This is a genomic window from Paenibacillus sp. 3LSP (assembly GCF_032465655.1).
Taxonomy (GTDB): Bacteria; Bacillota; Bacilli; order Paenibacillales; family Paenibacillaceae; genus Fontibacillus; species Fontibacillus barengoltzii.
Genome location: NZ_JAWDJI010000095.1, coordinates 1 through 17415 on the forward strand (window position 1 = coordinate 1; position 17415 = coordinate 17415).

Consider the following 17415-nt stretch of genomic DNA (forward strand, 5'->3'; position numbering starts at 1 on the left):
TATGTAACAGCCTCCACTGGGTAACAAAATTACGTGAGTGAACCATTATCCTTCGTAACATTTTTATATGAGTTGACACGTGCCGGATCGGTAGGGTTCTCAGGAATCTTTCAGCAATCGTTTCGCCGTTTCCGCATCCTGTCCAATTTGAGCAATCAGCTCATCCAAGGAGCCGAACTTGCGCTCCTCCCGAATATAGTGAATCAATTCCACGGATAGGCTTTCGTCGTAAATCTCGCTGGAAAAATCAAACAGATGGGCTTCCAGCCAAAAGATTTTGCCGTTCTCATGAAAGGTTGGCTTCACTCCAACGTTCATCACGCCGGAGTAAGTCGTTCCTTCGTGCGTCACTCGTACGGCATAGACCCCGCTGGCCGGGACGACATAATGCTCCGCCAGCTTCAGGTTGGCTGTAGGGAAGCCGAGCTGACGGCCGCGTTTCTCGCCGTGCATGACGGTCCCTCGCAGCGTATACGTCCGTCCGAGCCAACGATTCGCTTGCTCAATCTTCCCTTCCTGCAGCGCTTTGCGAATCCCTGAACTGCTGACCTTCTCCCCGTCGATCAGGAACGGCGGTACGGTGTGCACGTCAAGGACATTGCCGCTTAATTCACGCAGCATGCTCGCATCCCCTTCCCCCCGGTAGCCATAACGGAAGTCAAAGCCAACTACCGCAGTGTGCACCTGCAACGGCACCAGGATACCGGAAACGAAGTTCTGCGGACTTACACGCGAGAAAGCGTCGTTAAACTCAACGATATATACGTAATCCACGCCCATCTCGCGCAGAATACGTTCCTTCTCCTCCGGCGGCGTCAAATATCCGTCATAATCGCCTTTCTTCATAACTTCCTTCGGATGGGGATGAAACGTCATGACGGAGGCAGGAAGACCGAGTTCGCCAGCCAACCGGACAGCCGAATTAATTACGCTGGCATGTCCCAGGTGAAGGCCGTCAAATTGGCCGATCGCCAGCACTTGCGGGCGGGTATGTTGTTCTATAAATCGTTCATTTAGTGGATATGATAAATGTATCGTTTCCATGATCGTCTCACCTGCAATTTCCCTCGGAATGCGCATTTCTTAAGGCTACTCGGGTAGAAACACTTTAACTGCCTTTACGGCCTTCGCTCCCTCTTCTACCCGGAAGATGCCTAAAAATTGCTGTTCGGGGCTGTACAACCGCAGGGTTTCTCCGCGCTTAACCGGTGGAGTTACCACTGAGGGGGACAGCCGCTGACCTTGCAATGCCGCCTTGACCTTCTCGGCAGCAACGGTATGAGCCGGTAAATGCTGCACCGCTCGATCAACCGGCAGTAAATATTCTTGCAGCGATCCGTTTGCCGCGTGGCGGGCCACCTCATCCAGCGTCAGACAATGTGACTCCGTGATTCCCGCCGACATCGTCCGCTTTAGCTCCGTCATCGCCGCAGGCACGCCGAGTGCACGTCCGATATCAACGCAGAGCGTACGGATATAAGTTCCTTTGGAGCATAACGCGCGAAAAGAGATCCGCGGATGCGGCCCTTCCGGCTGGAACGAAATCAGCTCCAATTGATAGATCGTCACTTCCCGGGGCTTGCGCTCCACGGTTTTCCCTTCCCGTGCCAGTTCATAAAGACGTTTCCCGTCTTGTTTAAGCGCCGAATACATCGGCGGAATTTGCGAGATTGTGCCAACAAACCGGGACAATACAAGCCGAACGTCCTCTTCCGTCACCCGAACCTCATTCACCTGTTCGATGATTTCGCCGGTCATATCCTCAGTATCGGTCGCCACGCCGAGCACCAAGGTTGCTTCGTATTCCTTCGGCAAGTCCTGCAAATACTCCACCATTCGCGTTGCTCGGCCGAGACATAGAGGCAATACTCCAGTGACGGCTGGGTCTAACGTACCTGTGTGGCCAATCCGCTTCATTTTCAAAATCCCCCGGCATTTGGCAACCACGTCATGCGATGTAAAACCGGCTGGCTTGTGGATCGGCAAAATGCCTTCGTATGCGTTCATAACTGCAGCCTCACTTGTTCCAACACTCTAGGGACAACCGTGTCCAGAGTCCCTTCTATGCGAGCTCCAGCGGCCCGGACATGACCGCCGCCGCCAAAGCTTTGAGCCACCTTAGCCACGTCGACTTTGCCCGCCGAGCGCATACTCACCTTGATGGCTTGTTCGTTAATGACCTTAAACAACAGGCCTACTTCGACTCCTTGAATATTCCGCGGATAATTGACGATGCCTTCCATATCCTCGTGAACGGCGCCAGTCGCCTGCAGGTCCTCATCTGTCACCGACACCCAGCTAATCTTCCCGTCTTCCGTCAGCTGAAGTCCATTTAGAGCCCGAGTCAGCAGACGCAGCTGCGGAAGCGTCATTTGCTCTAGCAGCAATTCGGATAAAGCGGGACCGTCTACGCCGTACTCTAGCAATTTGGAGGCAGCCGCCATCACCTTGGGCGATGTATTGGAGTACCGGAACCCGCCAGTATCTGTCAATAGTCCGGTATAAAGCACCGTTGCGATCGTCTGATCCAACGGAAGATCCATATAGTTGATTAGGTCGAACAAAATTTCGGCGGTCGCCGCCGCATTCGGCACAACAAGGTTCACCAACCCGTATAGATCGTTGGTCGGATGGTGGTCGATGTTCAGCAGGCGTGCCCCTTCGGCAAACCATTCATGGGTCTTGCCAACCCGTTTGAAGTCAGCGCAGTCCACGCAGATCACATGATCAAATTTGCGGTCAAGCGATGTCACCGACAAATCGAGAATCTCATCTGCATGCCACAAATAATGCATCCGTTTAGGGATCGGGCCTTCGTTGACCATCACGAATTTTTTACCCAGACATGACAGAAGCCAGCCCACCGCTAGGGTGGAACTGACTGCGTCACCGTCCGGCTGAACATGCGACACAATTAGGAAATGATCATTCTGAGTCAGGAACTCCTTCGTCTGACTCAGATCCCTTTCATAGGTCGTCTGCATTGCCGTCTCCTTTGGGAATCTCCATTACTCATGATGAGTTATCGATTCCCTTCATATTTCATTCTTTGTGCTCTTGCGTAATTTCGCCGAGAAGCTTCTCAATCCGACTGCCATAAGCGATGGATTCGTCAATTTTGAAAATCAACTCCGGTGTGTGGCGCAGCCGAATTCGTTTACCGATTTCAGTACGCAGGAAGCCGGTCGCTTTCTCCAGCCCTTTTAAGGATTCGTTCTTCTGCTCCTCGTCACCAAATACGCTGAGGTAAACTTTGGCCTGCGACAAATCATTTGTCACATCGACTCCGGTCACCGTGACAAAACCGATGCGCGGATCTTTCAGTTCACTCTGGATGAGCACGCTTAGTTCTTTCTTAATCTGTTCGCCTACGCGGCCGGTACGATTTTTGGCCATTTTAGACACCCACCTTACTTCGGTTCAACAGTTTCCATGACGAACGCTTCGATCACGTCGCCTTCTTTAATATCGTTGTAATTGTCCAAGGTAATCCCGCACTCGTAACCTTGAGCAACTTCCTTCGCGTCGTCCTTGAAACGTTTGAGCGAATCGATTTTGCCCTCATATACGACGATGCCGTCACGAATCAAGCGGACTTCCGCCGAACGGGTAATTTTACCAGAAGTCACCATACAACCTGCAATCGTTCCGACCTTGCTGATCTTGAACGTATTACGGACTTCCGCGTGACCGATAACTGCCTCTTTATAAACCGGATCAAGCATCCCTTTCATCGCTTGCTCAATCTCTTCAATTGCGTTGTAAATGACGCGGTGCAAGCGAATATCAACCTTCTCTTGTTCCGCGGTCGCTTTCGTTTGATTGTCTGGACGGACGTTGAACCCGATAATAATCGCGTTCGAAGCCGCCGCCAAGATGACATCGGATTCGGTAATCGCACCGGCACCGCTGTGGATAATCTTGACGCGAACGCCTTCGACCTCGATCTTCTCGAGTGCGCCTCGGAGCGCTTCAACCGAACCTTGTACGTCGGCTTTGATGATCACATTGAGATCCTTGATTTCGCCTTCTTTGATGTGGCGGAACAGATCATCCAGCGTCACGCGAGTATTGGCACCCAAATCGGACTGACGCTGCATCGTGGCCCGTTTGTCTGCGATCGACCGCGCTTTGCGTTCGTCTTCGAAGACCATAAACGGATCGCCGGCTTGCGGCACCTCGGTCAGACCGGTAATTTCCACCGGCGTCGATGGACCGGCTTCTTTCAACCGGCGTCCACGATCGTTAACCATCGCGCGGACGCGGCCGAAGCAGTTTCCTGCAACAAAAGCGTCGCCGACCTTCAATGTTCCGTGTTGAACCAATACGCGAGCTACCGGGCCGCGAGTTTTATCGAGCTCAGCCTCGATGACTGCACCGCGAGCGCGTTTATCCGGGTTCGCTTTGTACTCGTTCACTTCGGCTACCAGCAGTATCATTTCAAGCAAGTTTTCCAAGCCGATTTTTTGCTTCGCAGAGACGTTGACGAAAATCGTGTCGCCGCCCCATTCTTCCGGTACAAGCTCATACTCGGTCAATTCTTGTTTCACTCGATCCGGATTGGCTTCCGGTTTATCGATCTTGTTGACCGCAACAATAATTGGCAAGCCTGCTGCTTTCGCATGGTTCACCGCTTCGACCGTCTGCGGCATCACGCCGTCATCCGCAGCAACGACGATAATCGTAATATCCGTTAACTGGGCACCGCGGGCACGCATCGCTGTAAACGCTTCGTGGCCTGGCGTATCCAGGAACGTAATCTTCTTGCCGTTGATTTCGACTTGATATGCCCCGATATGCTGCGTGATCCCGCCGGCTTCGCCGCCGGTGACATTCGTGGAACGAATAGCGTCCAACAGCGTCGTTTTCCCGTGGTCAACGTGACCCATGATCGTAACGACAGGTGGACGTTCTTTCAGATCCGCCTCATCGTCAACCTCTTCAATCGTTTCAAACCGGTCTTCTTCCACCGGAATTTTCACTTCAACCTCAACGCCAAAGTCACTTGCCAGCAGCTGGATCGTATCAAGGTCAAGCTCTTGGTTAATGGTGGCCATGACGCCGAGCAGCATCAGCTTCTTGATGACTTCAGAAGCGTCCTTATGCAGCAATTTGGCGGTTTCGCCAACCGTCATCGTGCCGCGGACGATAATCTTCTTCGGCGTATTGTCGATCTTCTCGCGTGGAGGCTGCTGCGGAGCCCCTTTGCCGCGTCCGCCTTTACCGCCTCGATTATTTTTGAAATTGGCGCCATTGCGGTTATCATCGTAACCTCTTTGGTTCTTGCCACCGTTGTTATTCCCTTTTCTTTGCCCTTGTCCTTTGCCGCCGCCGTTTCCACCGCCTAAATTGTTGCTTGGTGCAAAGGCGCGGTTTCCGCCGCCGTTTTGGCCTTGGGCTGGGCGCTGGCCGCTATCATTCCGCTGGCCGCCTTGCCCGGCTCCCCGGTTCCCTTGCGGGTTCCGGTTCGCACCTGAGGTGTTCCCACCGCCTTGGCCTTGGGGACGAGAGTTTTGATGATTGCCGCCGTTTGGACGGCTCGATCTTTCTTGAACTGCCGTACTGCCACCTGCATTGGTTTGGTTTGTTTTTGGTTTATTATTCATGCTTACCTGCTTTTCCTGTTGATTTTGGTTTTTTACGGGTGCGTTTGCGCCGCGTCCCTGATCTCCGCGATGACCGGATGATTCTCCGGCTGTAGCTTTCGGTGTTTGGCTTCCTCCTGCGGAAGCCGATGCCGGCGATTTGGCAGAGGAATCGTTGCGTCCCGAGCTTTCTCGTTTCGCCGCCGCGTTGCTTTTAATATCCTTGAAGAACTGTTCCACACGGGCTACGGCATCATTCTCCATGACGCTCATGTGGTTGTTAACCGGGATATTCAGACGCTTAAGAATCGTGATAATTTCTTTACTACTCATATTGAGCGATTTGGCGTATTCATACACCCTGAGCTTATCTTGTTTTTCTTGTTTACTCAATATACTCCACCTCCGATGTTTTCAAGATCGCTTTGCGGATCATCTCGGTAAACCCTGGATCGGTGATCGCCAGAACAACCCGTTCCGGCTTGCCAACACTTCTCCCGAGCGCTTCACGGTCAAATCCGATGATCAGCGGGATGTTGTAGCTCCCGCATTTGTCCCGGAATTTCTTCTGTGTATTGGCGGAAGCATCTCCCGCAACGATGACGAGCTTGGCTTCTCTTGAACGAATCGATTTCAGGACGAGTTCGTCCCCAGTTACCAGCTTACCGGCTCGCATGGCGAGACCAAGACCGGACAACGGCTGGGCCTTATTCATCTTCATCCTCTTCTCGAGCCTGAGCAGCAAGGAATTCATCCTCGACGGCCAAGAAATCGCGAGCGAGCTGTTCGTAAACCTCGTTACCAACCGGAGCTTTAAGTGCCCGATCCAGTGCACGTGATTTATGAGCGAGCTTAAAGCATTCCGTCTTGCCGCAGAGATAAGCGCCGCGGCCTGACTTTTTGCCTGTTAAGTCGATCGACACCTCGCCCTCCGGGGAACGCACAATCCGGATCAGCGACTTCTTGGGCATCATTTCCTGGCAGGCTACGCATTTGCGGAGCGGTACTTTTCTTTGCTTCATCCTTGCCACCTCCCGTTAATCCACGGAGATGGAATCCTGAGGCATTTCGCCTTGTTCGGTTTTTTCTCTGCCGAATTCCTCTTCCGCTTGGGTTTCGCTCTTGATGTCGATTTTCCAACCGGTCAATTTGGCGGCGAGACGCGCGTTCTGTCCTTTAATGCCAATCGCCAGCGACAATTGGTAATCCGGTACGATCACGCGGGCCATCTTCTCCGCTTCAAACACCTGCACTTCGAGCACTTTGGACGGGCTCAGCGCATTGGCTACATATTCCTCAACATTCTCCGAATAACGAACGATGTCAATTTTCTCTCCGCGCAGCTCGTTCACAATCGTTTGTACACGCGTCCCCTTCGGGCCAACGCAGGAGCCAACAGGATCCACTTCGCTGTTGCGGGAGTATACGGCGATTTTGGAGCGGAAGCCGGCTTCGCGGGCTACGGAACGAATCTCCACAACACCGTCAAAAATTTCCGGAACCTCCAGCTCGAACAAGCGCTTCAGCAAGCCCGGATGCGTACGGGACAGCAAGATTTGCGGTCCTTTCGTCGTATTCTCTACTTTCGTAATGTACGCTTTAATCCGGTCGCCGTGCTTGAACTTCTCGTTTGGCATCAATTCGTTTAACGGTAAATGGGCTTCCACCTTACCAAGATCAACGTAAATATTACGTAAGTCCTGACGTTGTACGATCCCGGTTACGATGTCCTCTTCCTTCTCCACGAACGCATTATAGATCAGTCCGCGCTCGGCCTCACGAATACGCTGCGTCACGACTTGCTTCGCCGTTTGTGCCGCGATCCGGCCAAAGTCCCGAGGGGTTACCTCGATTTCAGTGATGTCGTCCAGATGATAGTTCGGATTAATCTCACGTGCTGCTTGCAGTGAAATCTCCGTCCGCGGATCAAGGACTTCCTCTACGACAAGCTTGCGCGCATAAACTTTGATTTCGCCGGTATGGCGGTTCATATCCACACGCACGTTTTGCGCCGTATTAAAGTTGCGTTTGTAGCTGGAGATCAGCGCTGCTTCGATCGCTTCGAACAAGATGTCCTTGCTGATTCCTTTTTCCCTTTCCAATTCGTTCAAGGCTTCGATAAAATCCATGCTCATTTGCCTCGAGTTCCCCCTTTCATAATTCCCCGCAGGTCACACTAGAAAATAATGGCCAATCTTGCGCTGGCAACTTTGCTATATGGAATGGCGTGACGCTTCTTCCCCACTTCAATAACTAATTCGTTCCCATCAAAGGAAAGAAGCCGGCCTTCAAATTCTTTCAGGCCATCTACCGGTTCGTATGTAGTCACAAAAACGTCTTTGCCGACCGCCTTGGAGACATCCTCGGCTTTCTTCAAGGGGCGTTCCGCTCCTGGCGAAGACACTTCAAGAAAATAAGCCGACGGAATCGGATCGTTCTCGTCGAGCTTCTCGCTAAGGTATTCGCTGATCCGGCCGCAGTCATCAATGTCGATGCCGCCTTCTTTGTCGACAAATACGCGGAGGAACCAGTTGCTGCCCTCCTTCACGTATTCCACGTCAACCAGTTCAAAGCCGTTCTCCTCCAAATAAGGCGTGACCATTTGCTCGACGGTCGCTTTGATCTTTGGTGTGCTCAAGCGTACATTACCTCCAACTTTAATCCTATATACCAAAGATTAAAGAGTGGGTTTCCCCACTCTTTAAACAACGGTTCTATCTTCATGATTGCCAAAAAAATTATAACATAGTACATACCAAGTGACAAGTAAAACACCTTTACTCCTAGAGGGAGATTAAAAAGTCATCTTCGGATCACGAAGCAAAACCGAGTTGTTTATTCGGCGTCGAATCTTGAACTCAGTCCGGCCTTCCGTTGCTCACGTACCCTTACGTACGCTCCGCTACTCAGTCCTGTCTTCGTCCAACCTTCTCGGTGCTCCAAACCTGTCTTTTTTATCCTTCAACAAACGGGAGATTAAAAAGTCATCTTCGGATCACGAAGCAATACGTCGAATTTTGAACTCAGCCAGCTAGATTAAAATAAAGACAATTGATTGCTCTCTGGCAGGCCGCGGAAACAGCCCATGGAACCGAGAAGTTCCACGATCGTTTTACTCGCTTTGGACTTCTGCTGGAAGTCCTCGATCGACAGGAATTCACCTTGCTCTTTCGCTGCGGCGATGTTTTTGGCCGCGTTCTCCCCGATCCCGGCAAGCGCCGAGAACGGCGGAATCAACGAATCGCCGTCGACGATAAATTTCGTAGCGTCGGAGCGATACAGATCGATCGGCTTGAAATGGAACCCGCGTGCCGTCATTTCCAACGCCATTTCCAAGATCGGGAGCATGTTCTTCTCCTTCGGCAGCGCCTGGAAGCCCTTCTGCTCAATCTCTTCGATCTTGCGGTAAATCGCCTCGTACCCTTGGCAGCACAGCTCGATATCGAAGTCCTCCCCGCGGACCGAGAAATACGTCGCATAATATTCGATCGGATAATACAGCTTGAAGTAAGCGGTACGTACCGCAGAGATAACGTAAGCAGCGGCGTGCGCCTTCGGGAACATGTACTGAATCTTCAAGCAAGAATCGATATACCATTGCGGTACTTTACACTTCTTCATTTCCTCGATCCATTCCGGCGTCAACCCTTTCCCCTTACGAACACTCTCCGTAATTTTAAAGGCCAAGCCGGCGTCCATTCCCGCTTTATATATCAGGTACAGCATGATATCGTCACGACAACCGATAACGGTTTTGATGTTACAAGTGCCGTTTTTGATCAGTTCCTGAGCATTCCCCAGCCATACACCGGTTCCGTGCGATAACCCGGAAATTTGCAGTAAATCCGCAAAGGAAGACGGCTGTGATTCCACCAGCATCTGCCGTACAAACTTCGTCCCCATTTCTGGAACCCCGTATGTGGCGACTGGCGTACGGATCTGTTCCGGTGTAACTCCAAGTGCTTCTGTGGAGTTGAACATGCTCATTACTTTCGGGTCATTCATGGGGATCGTCGTTGGATCGACCCCGGTCAAATCCTGCAGCATCCGCATCATCGTCGGATCATCGTGCCCCAGAATATCGAGCTTGAGCAGATTCGCGTCGAAGGCGTGGTAATCGAAATGGGTTGTTTTCCATTCAGATTCGGTGTCATCGGCCGGGTACTGTACCGGCGTGATATCTTCCACATCAATGTAATCCGGTACGACGACGATCCCGCCGGGATGCTGCCCGGTACTGCGCTTCACGCCGGTACATCCCGCCGCAAGACGGTTGAGCTCCGCCCCGCGCCAATGCTTGTTATGCTCTTCTTCGTACTTCTTGGCAAAGCCAAACGCGGTTTTCTCTGCAACCGTACCGATGGTTCCAGCACGGAAGACGTTCTTCTCCCCGAACAGGACCTTCGTATAGTTATGGGCTACCGGTTGATATTCACCGGAGAAGTTAAGGTCAATATCGGGGACCTTGTCACCTTTAAAGCCCAGGAACGTCTCGAACGGAATGTCCTGACCTTCGCCCTTCAGCTTGCCGCCGCATTTCGGACAGCTTTTGTCCGGAAGGTCGAAGCCGCTGGGCACGCTGCCGTCCAGGAACCATTCGCTATATTTGCATTCGTGATTTTGACAGATGTAGTGAGCCGGCAGCGGATTAACCTCGGAAATTCCCAGGAACAACGCGACTACCGACGAGCCGACCGACCCCCGGGAACCTACGAGATATCCGTCTTGGTTCGACTTCTTCACCAGCCGTTCGGAAATCAAATAGTTAGCCGAGAACCCGTATTTGATAATCGGCTCCAGCTCTTTCTCCAACCGCTTCACAATCACTTCAGGCAAATCGTCGCCATAAATCGATTTAGCGGTATCGTAACACTTCTGGCGGATCTCCTCGTCGGCCCCTTCAATGATTGGGGTAAACAGCTTGTCCGGGAACAATTCGATCTCCTCGAATCGGTCCGCCAACGCTGAAGTATTGGTGACGACCACTTCCCAAGCCTTCTCCTGACCTAGGAATTTGAATTCCTCCAGCATTTCCTCCGTTGTCCGGAAGTGCGCATCCGGCTTGCGGATTTCCTTCAGCGGACTGAACCCGGTAATTCCGTGGATCGTAATGTCACGGAACAGCTTGTCTTTCGGATCCAGGTAGTGCACGTTTCCAGTAGCAACAACCGGCTTGTCCAGCTTCGTCCCGATCTCCACGATTTTGCGAATCGCCGTCTGCAGTTCTTCCGTGCTGCCAACGAGCCCTTTTTCTACGAGATGCATGTACATCGTGAGCGGCTGAATTTCGAGTACATCATAAAATTCGGCTACCGCTTCGGCTTCCTCCACCGATTTGTTCAGTACGGTCTCGAAGAACTCGCCCTTCTCGCAGCCGGAGAGGATCAGCAAACCTTCTCGCAGCTCCACCAGCTTGGATTTCGGAATACAAGGCACCCGCTTGAAATATTCGGTGTGCGACAACGAGATCAGCTTAAACAGGTTTTTCTTGCCAACTGGATTAAGTGCATAGATCCCGCAATGGAACGGACGGGCATTGGACAAGTCTTTCCCGACCTTATCATTCAAGCGATCAAGCGTCTTATATCCTTCAATCTTGAATGCATCATCCAGCAAACCGTTTAAGATCTCACCCAGCGCCACGGTATCATCGATCGCCCGGTGGTGGTTCTCCAGTGAAACTTTGTACTTGGCAGCCAGGGTATTCAAACGGTGATTTTTCATCGTCGGGAACAACATCCGGGCCAGCTCCAGTGTATCAAGCACAGGGTTTTCCATGATTGGCAGGCCCAGCTCCTTGAGCTTGGCATTCACAAAGTCATAGTCAAACCGTGCGTTATGAGCCACCAAAATCGCATCCTCGGCGAATTCCACGAACCGTTTCAGCACCGGCTCCACATCAGGTGCATCCTTCACCATGTCATCGTTGATATTGGTCAACTGTTGAATATGGTACGGGATTCGTTCATGCGGATTTACGAAGGTCGCATATCGATCGATCTCTTTGCCTTCCCGCATCTTCACGGCTGCAATTTCAATGATTTTGTTTTGGGTTACCGACAAACCGGTGGTCTCGATGTCAAATACAACGTAGGTCGCCGTCTTCAACTCGTCCCCTCTCGGGTTCAGCACAACCGCGACATCATCATTAACAACATTGGCTTCCACGCCGTAAATCATCTTAATGCCATGCTTCTTCGCAGCCTTCGCCGCGTCCGGGAAACTTTGCACACCGCCGTGGTCCGTCACAGCGATCGCTTTATGTCCCCATTTTGCCGCCATTTTCACATAATCGCCAATCGGCGTGACGGCGTCCATCGTACTCATCGTCGTGTGCAGATGGAATTCAACCCGCTTCTCCGACGCGTTATCCATTCGTCCTGGAGGTGCGGGCACCTCAACCAGATCCGACGGAATCATGACCAACTCGGGAACCGGCATAAAGCGGTCCATTTCTACTTTCCCCCGTGCCTTGATCCATTTCCCGTTGGCGAGTTGCCCCATAATCTTCAGATCTTCTTTATTTTTGGCGAACAATTTCAGCTGCAGGGAATCGGAGAAATCGGTCAGGAAAAACGTAAACAAGGTGTTGCCGTTTCGCAGCTCCTTGCGATCCAGGCCAAAAATCGTCCCCTGAATCGTAATCTTCTTCTCTTCGTCCTGGATTTGCTGAAGCGGTACAGGCGGATCCTTGATCTCGTTCCCAAGCTGCAGCTTGACCACTTCGCCCCCATCGTCTTCTTCCGGAGGAGCTTCCACGGTCATGCTCTCCATCATCTGTTGAATAACTTCGCGTTCTTCCTCCACGATCCGCTGCTGGAACTCTTCAAACGCTTCGACGTTCGGCTCTCCGGTTTGCAGTTTGATTCTTAACGGCAGGGCAAAATAGGTTTCATAATACACGGTGATGGCTTTGTCAATCTGTTTCTTCCGCGCCAACTCCAGCGCCATAGCGTCGCCAAATGTTACGGTGACCATATCGCCGTCGATATCCAGCCCGGCTCTCGCCATCCAGCCATTGACCGACGGAATCTGGCGTTTCACCCATTCGAGAAACAGCGGCCAATATTCTTCAACAATGTCTTTGGCGATCAACCCGCCGCCGTAATGAAACTCAAAAGAAATGATGGCGATATGCTCCATCCGTTCTCTGACCCGCAGGCAAAAGGTGCGGTAGGCTTGAGCCGGCACCAGCGTGTCCTTCTGAATGGTGATTCTCCATTCCCGATTGCTGCGACTGACCTCTACTTTTTCGATATGCCCGTCAAGAAAATACGGATCGATCAGCGAAGCGGGCACATCCGCCTGCTTCATCAACAGCTCCAGCCGGTTTCTCTTGTCTTGCGTCTCGGTCATGTCCTCTCCCCTCACCTTGCTTGCTGACTTCTTCCCATGATTCGAAAAAAAGGCTTCCGGCGGTGATGCCGGCGGCGTAATAAGCCTGCAGGCGCTTGACTGCCGAAAGCCCTCTTGTGGTTGTGCCATTCGCCCGCGTCCTCAGCTTCCCCAAACTCTTAGCGGGACGGTAACGCGAAAGTTATTCTTAATAGGCTCTGGCAAAAACAACGGTATGTTTCGCTGGATTCCCGCAAACGAGGCAGGTATCCTTCGTCGTTTGAGGATGGAATGGGATATTGCGGCTGGTTGCGCCCGTTTCTTCCTTCACCGTGCGTTCGCATGCTTCCGAACCGCACCATCCGGCCAAGGTGAAGCCGCGTTTCTCTTCGATGCTGGCCTTCATTTCATCCAGCGTATCGACGGTGTAGAAATGCTCTTCTCGGAACGCTTTAGCCCGCTCGTACATTTCCTGATGAACCTGCTCCAGCATAGCCTGAACCTCTTCGACTAACCGGTCCTGTTGAACAACCTTCTTCTCGCCGCTGATACGGGAGACAAGAACGCAAACGCCGTTCTCCATATCGCGAGGTCCAATTTCCAAACGAACCGGTACACCGCGCATTTCGTACTCGTTAAACTTCCAGCCTGGGCGGAAGTCAGCGCGGTCATCAATCCCAACGCGAATGCCCGCTTTCTTCAGCTCGGCGAACAGCTCGTCCGCTCTGCCTACAACGGCTTCCCAAGTTTTTGGCGGGCCAATCGGAATAATCATGACCTGCTTCGGCGCAACCTTCGGCGGCAAGGCCAGCCCACGGTCATCGCCATGCACCATGATCAGCGAGCCGATCAACCGGGTGCTGACGCCCCAGGACGTCGTATGAACGTATTCGCGTACATTCTCACGGTTGAGATATTGAATATCAAACGCCTTCGCAAAATTGGTTCCCAAATAGTGCGAGGTTCCTGCTTGTACCGCACGTCCGTCCTTCATCATCGCTTCGATCGAATAAGTATCGACAGCACCTGCAAATTTCTCAGAAGGCGTTTTTTGCCCGACAATTACCGGGATCGCCAAATAATTTTCCACGAAGTCGCGGTAAATTTCCAGCATGCGCATCGTCTCTTCGCGAGCTTCCTGCTCGTTCTCGTGCGCCGTATGGCCTTCCTGCCATAAGAATTCGCTTGTACGGAGGAATGGCAGCGTCCGTTTCTCCCAACGCACTACATTCGCCCATTGGTTGATCAACACCGGCAAATCGCGATAGGATTGGATCCATTTTTCATACATATGCCCAATCATCGTCTCAGATGTCGGACGGATCGCCAGACGCTCCTCCAGCTTCTCGCCAGCCGCCTCGGTCACCCAAGGAAGTTCCGGGTTAAAGCCTTCAACGTGTTCTTTTTCCTTCTGGAAGAAGCTCTCCGGAATAAACAGCGGAAAATAAGCGTTGCGATGCCCCGTTTCTTTAAAACGGCGGTCCAACTCCGCTTGAATATGCTCCCAAATTTCATAGCCGTCCGGCTTAAATACGATACAGCCGCGGACCGGTGAGTAATCCATCAAATCCGCTTTTTTAATAACGTCGATATACCAACGGGAAAAATCCACTCCCTGCGGGGTAATCTCCGTGACGAATTGTTTCTCCTCGTTTGCCATAAGAACCTTTGTCCTCCCGTTAAAACCACAAGTTTAATAGTTACCTGCGCCATCAGAGCTGCGCATCCATCTTCAATCAGCCGTGAATCAAGCGCAAAATGTCATTATACGTGACCGCAATCATCAGCAGAAATAGCATCGCAAATCCGATGAAATGTACCATTCCTTCGCGGTTAGGATCAATCGGTTTGCCGCGCAAGGCCTCGACCCCTAGGAAGATCAGACGACTTCCGTCGAGCGCCGGGATCGGCAGCAGGTTAAAGATCCCCAAATAGAGGCTTAAAATTGCCGCCCAATAGGTTAACTGAACAATCCCTTGCTTCGCGATTTGACCAGTCACCTCAAAGGTGCGAACCGGTCCGCCCAGATCGTCCATGTTAAAGCGATTAATCAACTGTTTGAACCCGAGGAAAATCGCTTTTGTCGTGTTGACCATGTCCTCCCCGGCAACTTGGAACGTCTCTCCAAACGACGCACTGCGCGTCGGGAACACGGTAACGATCGTACTTCCGATTTTACCGTCCTCATTCTCCGCCCCTTTCGGGGTAATGGTGATATTTAACGTCTCGTCCCCGCGTTTGATCGTCCACGTCATCGGTTTGTTTTTCGAAGCCTGGATCATTTCGATCATTTTATTTGCATCGGTTCCGACCGGAGTTCCGTTGATCGTATCGATGATATCGCCCGTTTTGAGCCCTACTTCCTCGGCAGGCATGCCTTTCATGACCTCACCGATTTGCAGGTGGCTGGGTTGATCCAGCGGAATTCCCGCCATTTGGGTATGCAGGGCAAACAACACAAACGCCAAAATAAAGTTCATCAAAGGACCCGCGAAAATCGACAGAGCCCGCTGTCCCACAGTTTTGCTGCCGTACTGCCGGTCTCTCGGCGCAATTTGCGTCTCTTTGCCTTTCGCCACCAGCATGGCTTGCGGATGCACGCGGTAGGTGAGCGCTTCGCCGTCCACATCCAATCGTACCGCAAGATCGTCCTCAAGGTCGATGTGCTGCACTTCGCCGCGGATTACGTTTTTACGACTGTCCAATCGGTCCAGATAAATCTTCCGAACCTGATCGTTCTCCAGACGCAAGGCGATGGTTTGTCCGTCTGAAATCTGGATCAGCTCCGGATCCTCTCCCGCCATACGCGCATAACCGCCGAAAGGAAGCAAACGCAAGGTAAACTGGGTCTCACCCCGTTTAAAAGACAGCAGCTTGGGGCCAAACCCGATGGCGAACTCCCGTACCAAAATGCCGGCACGCTTCGCAAAGAAGTAATGTCCCCATTCATGCACCGTAACGATGACGAAAAACATGAGCACCGTCAAAAATATGATTTTCAGCAATTCCAAGCGTAAGCATCCCCCTTCTGGCCACGGATCGTCCAACGTTACTTTAGATTAATATATTCTCCGATCAGGCACAAGAGAATACCGCCGCCTACAGCTTTTGATCACGAGGTTCTTCTAATGGTGCGAAAGCCTCACCGCGATTAAAGCGTCTCAGCAAGGGCTCTTGCCCAACGATCCGCTTCGCGAATCGTTTCCAGATCCGGATGGGACTGTACCTCATGTTTGGCTAACGCCGTTTCAATAATCGCCTCGATCTGCAAGAAAGGAATCTCCCCCTTCAAAAAGCGGGCGACTGCCGCTTCATTCGCGGCATTGTAAACGCTGGTTGCCGTACCTCCTATTTTACCACACTCATAGGCAAGTCTTAAACAAGGGAACCGCTCGAAGTCCATCTCCCGAAAATGCAGCTTCCCGATCTCGGCCAACGACAACCGTTTCGCCGCCGATGGCCAGCGATGCGGATAGGTCAGCGCATATTGGATCGGCACGCGCATGTCCGGTGTCCCTAACTGGGCGATCACGCTGCCGTCACGATATTCAACGAAGGAGTGGATGATGCTTTCCGGGTGCAGTAAGACCCCGATTTGCTCAAAGGGAAGCCCAAACAACCAGTGCGCTTCGATGACTTCCAATCCTTTGTTGACCATCGTGGCCGAATCGATGGTGATTTTAGCGCCCATCGACCAGTTGGGATGCTTTAAGGCATCCTCCACCGTAACCTCCCGCAGCTGCTCTCGCGTCAGATCCCGGAACGAACCGCCGGAAGCGGTCAACGTAATTTGACGAACCTCTTGCTTGTACTCACCGTTTAGGCATTGGAAAATGGCTGAGTGCTCGCTGTCAACCGGTAGCAGCGCGACCCCTTTGCGCTGTGCCAGCTCTGTGACTAGGTGCCCCGCTGTAACGAGGGTTTCCTTGTTCGCCAGTGCAATATGTTTGCCTTCCTCAATGGCCGCGAGTGTCGCGGGCAACCCTGCACTGCCAACAATGGCCGTCACAACCGTATCGGCATCAGTTCCCGCCGCCACTTCGACTAAGCCTTGCTCGCCATAGTAGAGCTCCACGCCTTCCGGCAGCTCTGGACGAATTCGATCAGCCAATTCTTTGGTAGCAACGGAGGCTTTACGAGGCCGAAACTCATGGACTTGTTCAGCAAACAATTTAAGATTGCTGCCCGCCGCCAATCCTTCCAGTCGGAACTCCCCGGGATAAGCCCGGATGACATCCAGTGTTTGCGTGCCGATGGAACCGGTCGAGCCAATCAACGCGATTTTCTTCATTGTTGCACCTACCTACCTTTTAACGGACCGTAGGGCCGTTATTCATCAATTTCCCGATCATTTCCCGCTGTAGCTAAGATGAACGTAAACAAAAGACAGCCCTCCAAATTGCTACATCTCGTAGGTTAAAATGGATAGTGTAGTATAAACCAAACCATTTCAGAGCTACATAGCAAAGGAGAGCTGATACTATGCAGTCTATCC

The 17415-nt window shown here is 52.1% G+C and carries 13 protein-coding genes; all 13 read right to left on the reverse strand.

Going from position 1 to position 17415, the window contains the following annotated elements:
* Positions 1-99: 99 nt before the first annotated feature.
* The 13 genes from RW092_RS07415 to RW092_RS07475 all read right to left on the reverse strand — a co-directional run bounded on the left by RW092_RS07415 (position 100) and on the right by RW092_RS07475 (position 17211).
* Positions 100-1044 (reverse strand): bifunctional riboflavin kinase/FAD synthetase, encoded by a 945-nt coding sequence (locus tag RW092_RS07415; RefSeq protein WP_085278764.1) that lies wholly within the window; start codon positions 1042-1044, stop codon positions 100-102.
* Between the two features lie 45 nt (positions 1045-1089).
* Complete coding sequence (gene truB / locus RW092_RS07420) at positions 1090-2007, reverse strand: tRNA pseudouridine(55) synthase TruB (RefSeq protein WP_085278765.1); 918 nt, start codon at positions 2005-2007, stop codon at positions 1090-1092.
* Complete coding sequence (locus RW092_RS07425; RefSeq protein ID WP_028540085.1) at positions 2004-2984, reverse strand: DHH family phosphoesterase; 981 nt, start codon at positions 2982-2984, stop codon at positions 2004-2006. Before RW092_RS07425 ends, truB begins: the two co-directional genes overlap by 4 nt.
* 58 nt (positions 2985-3042) lie before the next feature.
* Positions 3043-3396: a 30S ribosome-binding factor RbfA gene (gene rbfA, locus RW092_RS07430; protein WP_009223052.1), complete on the reverse strand. Its 354-nt coding sequence runs from the start codon at positions 3394-3396 to the stop codon at positions 3043-3045.
* A 14-nt stretch (positions 3397-3410) separates the two neighbouring features.
* Positions 3411-5978 carry a translation initiation factor IF-2 gene (gene infB / locus RW092_RS07435; protein ID WP_085278767.1) on the reverse strand — a complete coding sequence of 856 codons (2568 nt, stop codon included), beginning with the start codon at positions 5976-5978 and terminating at the stop codon, positions 3411-3413.
* Positions 5971-6300: a L7Ae/L30e/S12e/Gadd45 family ribosomal protein gene (locus RW092_RS07440; protein ID WP_016312403.1), complete on the reverse strand. Its 330-nt coding sequence runs from the start codon at positions 6298-6300 to the stop codon at positions 5971-5973. Before RW092_RS07440 ends, infB begins: the two co-directional genes overlap by 8 nt.
* On the reverse strand, positions 6293-6607 hold the full coding sequence (rnpM, locus tag RW092_RS07445; protein WP_028540087.1) for an RNase P modulator RnpM: 315 nt from the start codon (positions 6605-6607) through the stop codon (positions 6293-6295). The genes RW092_RS07440 and rnpM overlap by 8 nt, the downstream gene beginning before the upstream one ends.
* A gap of 15 nt (positions 6608-6622) precedes the next feature.
* Complete coding sequence (gene nusA / locus RW092_RS07450) at positions 6623-7720, reverse strand: transcription termination factor NusA (RefSeq protein ID WP_028540088.1); 1098 nt, start codon at positions 7718-7720, stop codon at positions 6623-6625.
* Between the two features lie 41 nt (positions 7721-7761).
* Complete coding sequence (gene rimP / locus RW092_RS07455) at positions 7762-8223, reverse strand: ribosome maturation factor RimP (protein WP_016312405.1); 462 nt, start codon at positions 8221-8223, stop codon at positions 7762-7764.
* Between the two features lie 398 nt (positions 8224-8621).
* Positions 8622-12941 carry a PolC-type DNA polymerase III gene (locus RW092_RS07460; protein WP_316009907.1) on the reverse strand — a complete coding sequence of 1440 codons (4320 nt, stop codon included), beginning with the start codon at positions 12939-12941 and terminating at the stop codon, positions 8622-8624.
* 187 nt (positions 12942-13128) lie between these two features.
* Positions 13129-14580: a proline--tRNA ligase gene (gene proS / locus RW092_RS07465; RefSeq protein WP_016312407.1), complete on the reverse strand. Its 1452-nt coding sequence runs from the start codon at positions 14578-14580 to the stop codon at positions 13129-13131.
* A gap of 76 nt (positions 14581-14656) precedes the next feature.
* Complete coding sequence (gene rseP, locus RW092_RS07470) at positions 14657-15931, reverse strand: RIP metalloprotease RseP (protein ID WP_316009905.1); 1275 nt, start codon at positions 15929-15931, stop codon at positions 14657-14659.
* Between the two features lie 140 nt (positions 15932-16071).
* Complete coding sequence (locus RW092_RS07475; RefSeq protein WP_316009906.1) at positions 16072-17211, reverse strand: 1-deoxy-D-xylulose-5-phosphate reductoisomerase; 1140 nt, start codon at positions 17209-17211, stop codon at positions 16072-16074.
* Positions 17212-17415: the final 204 nt, after the last annotated feature.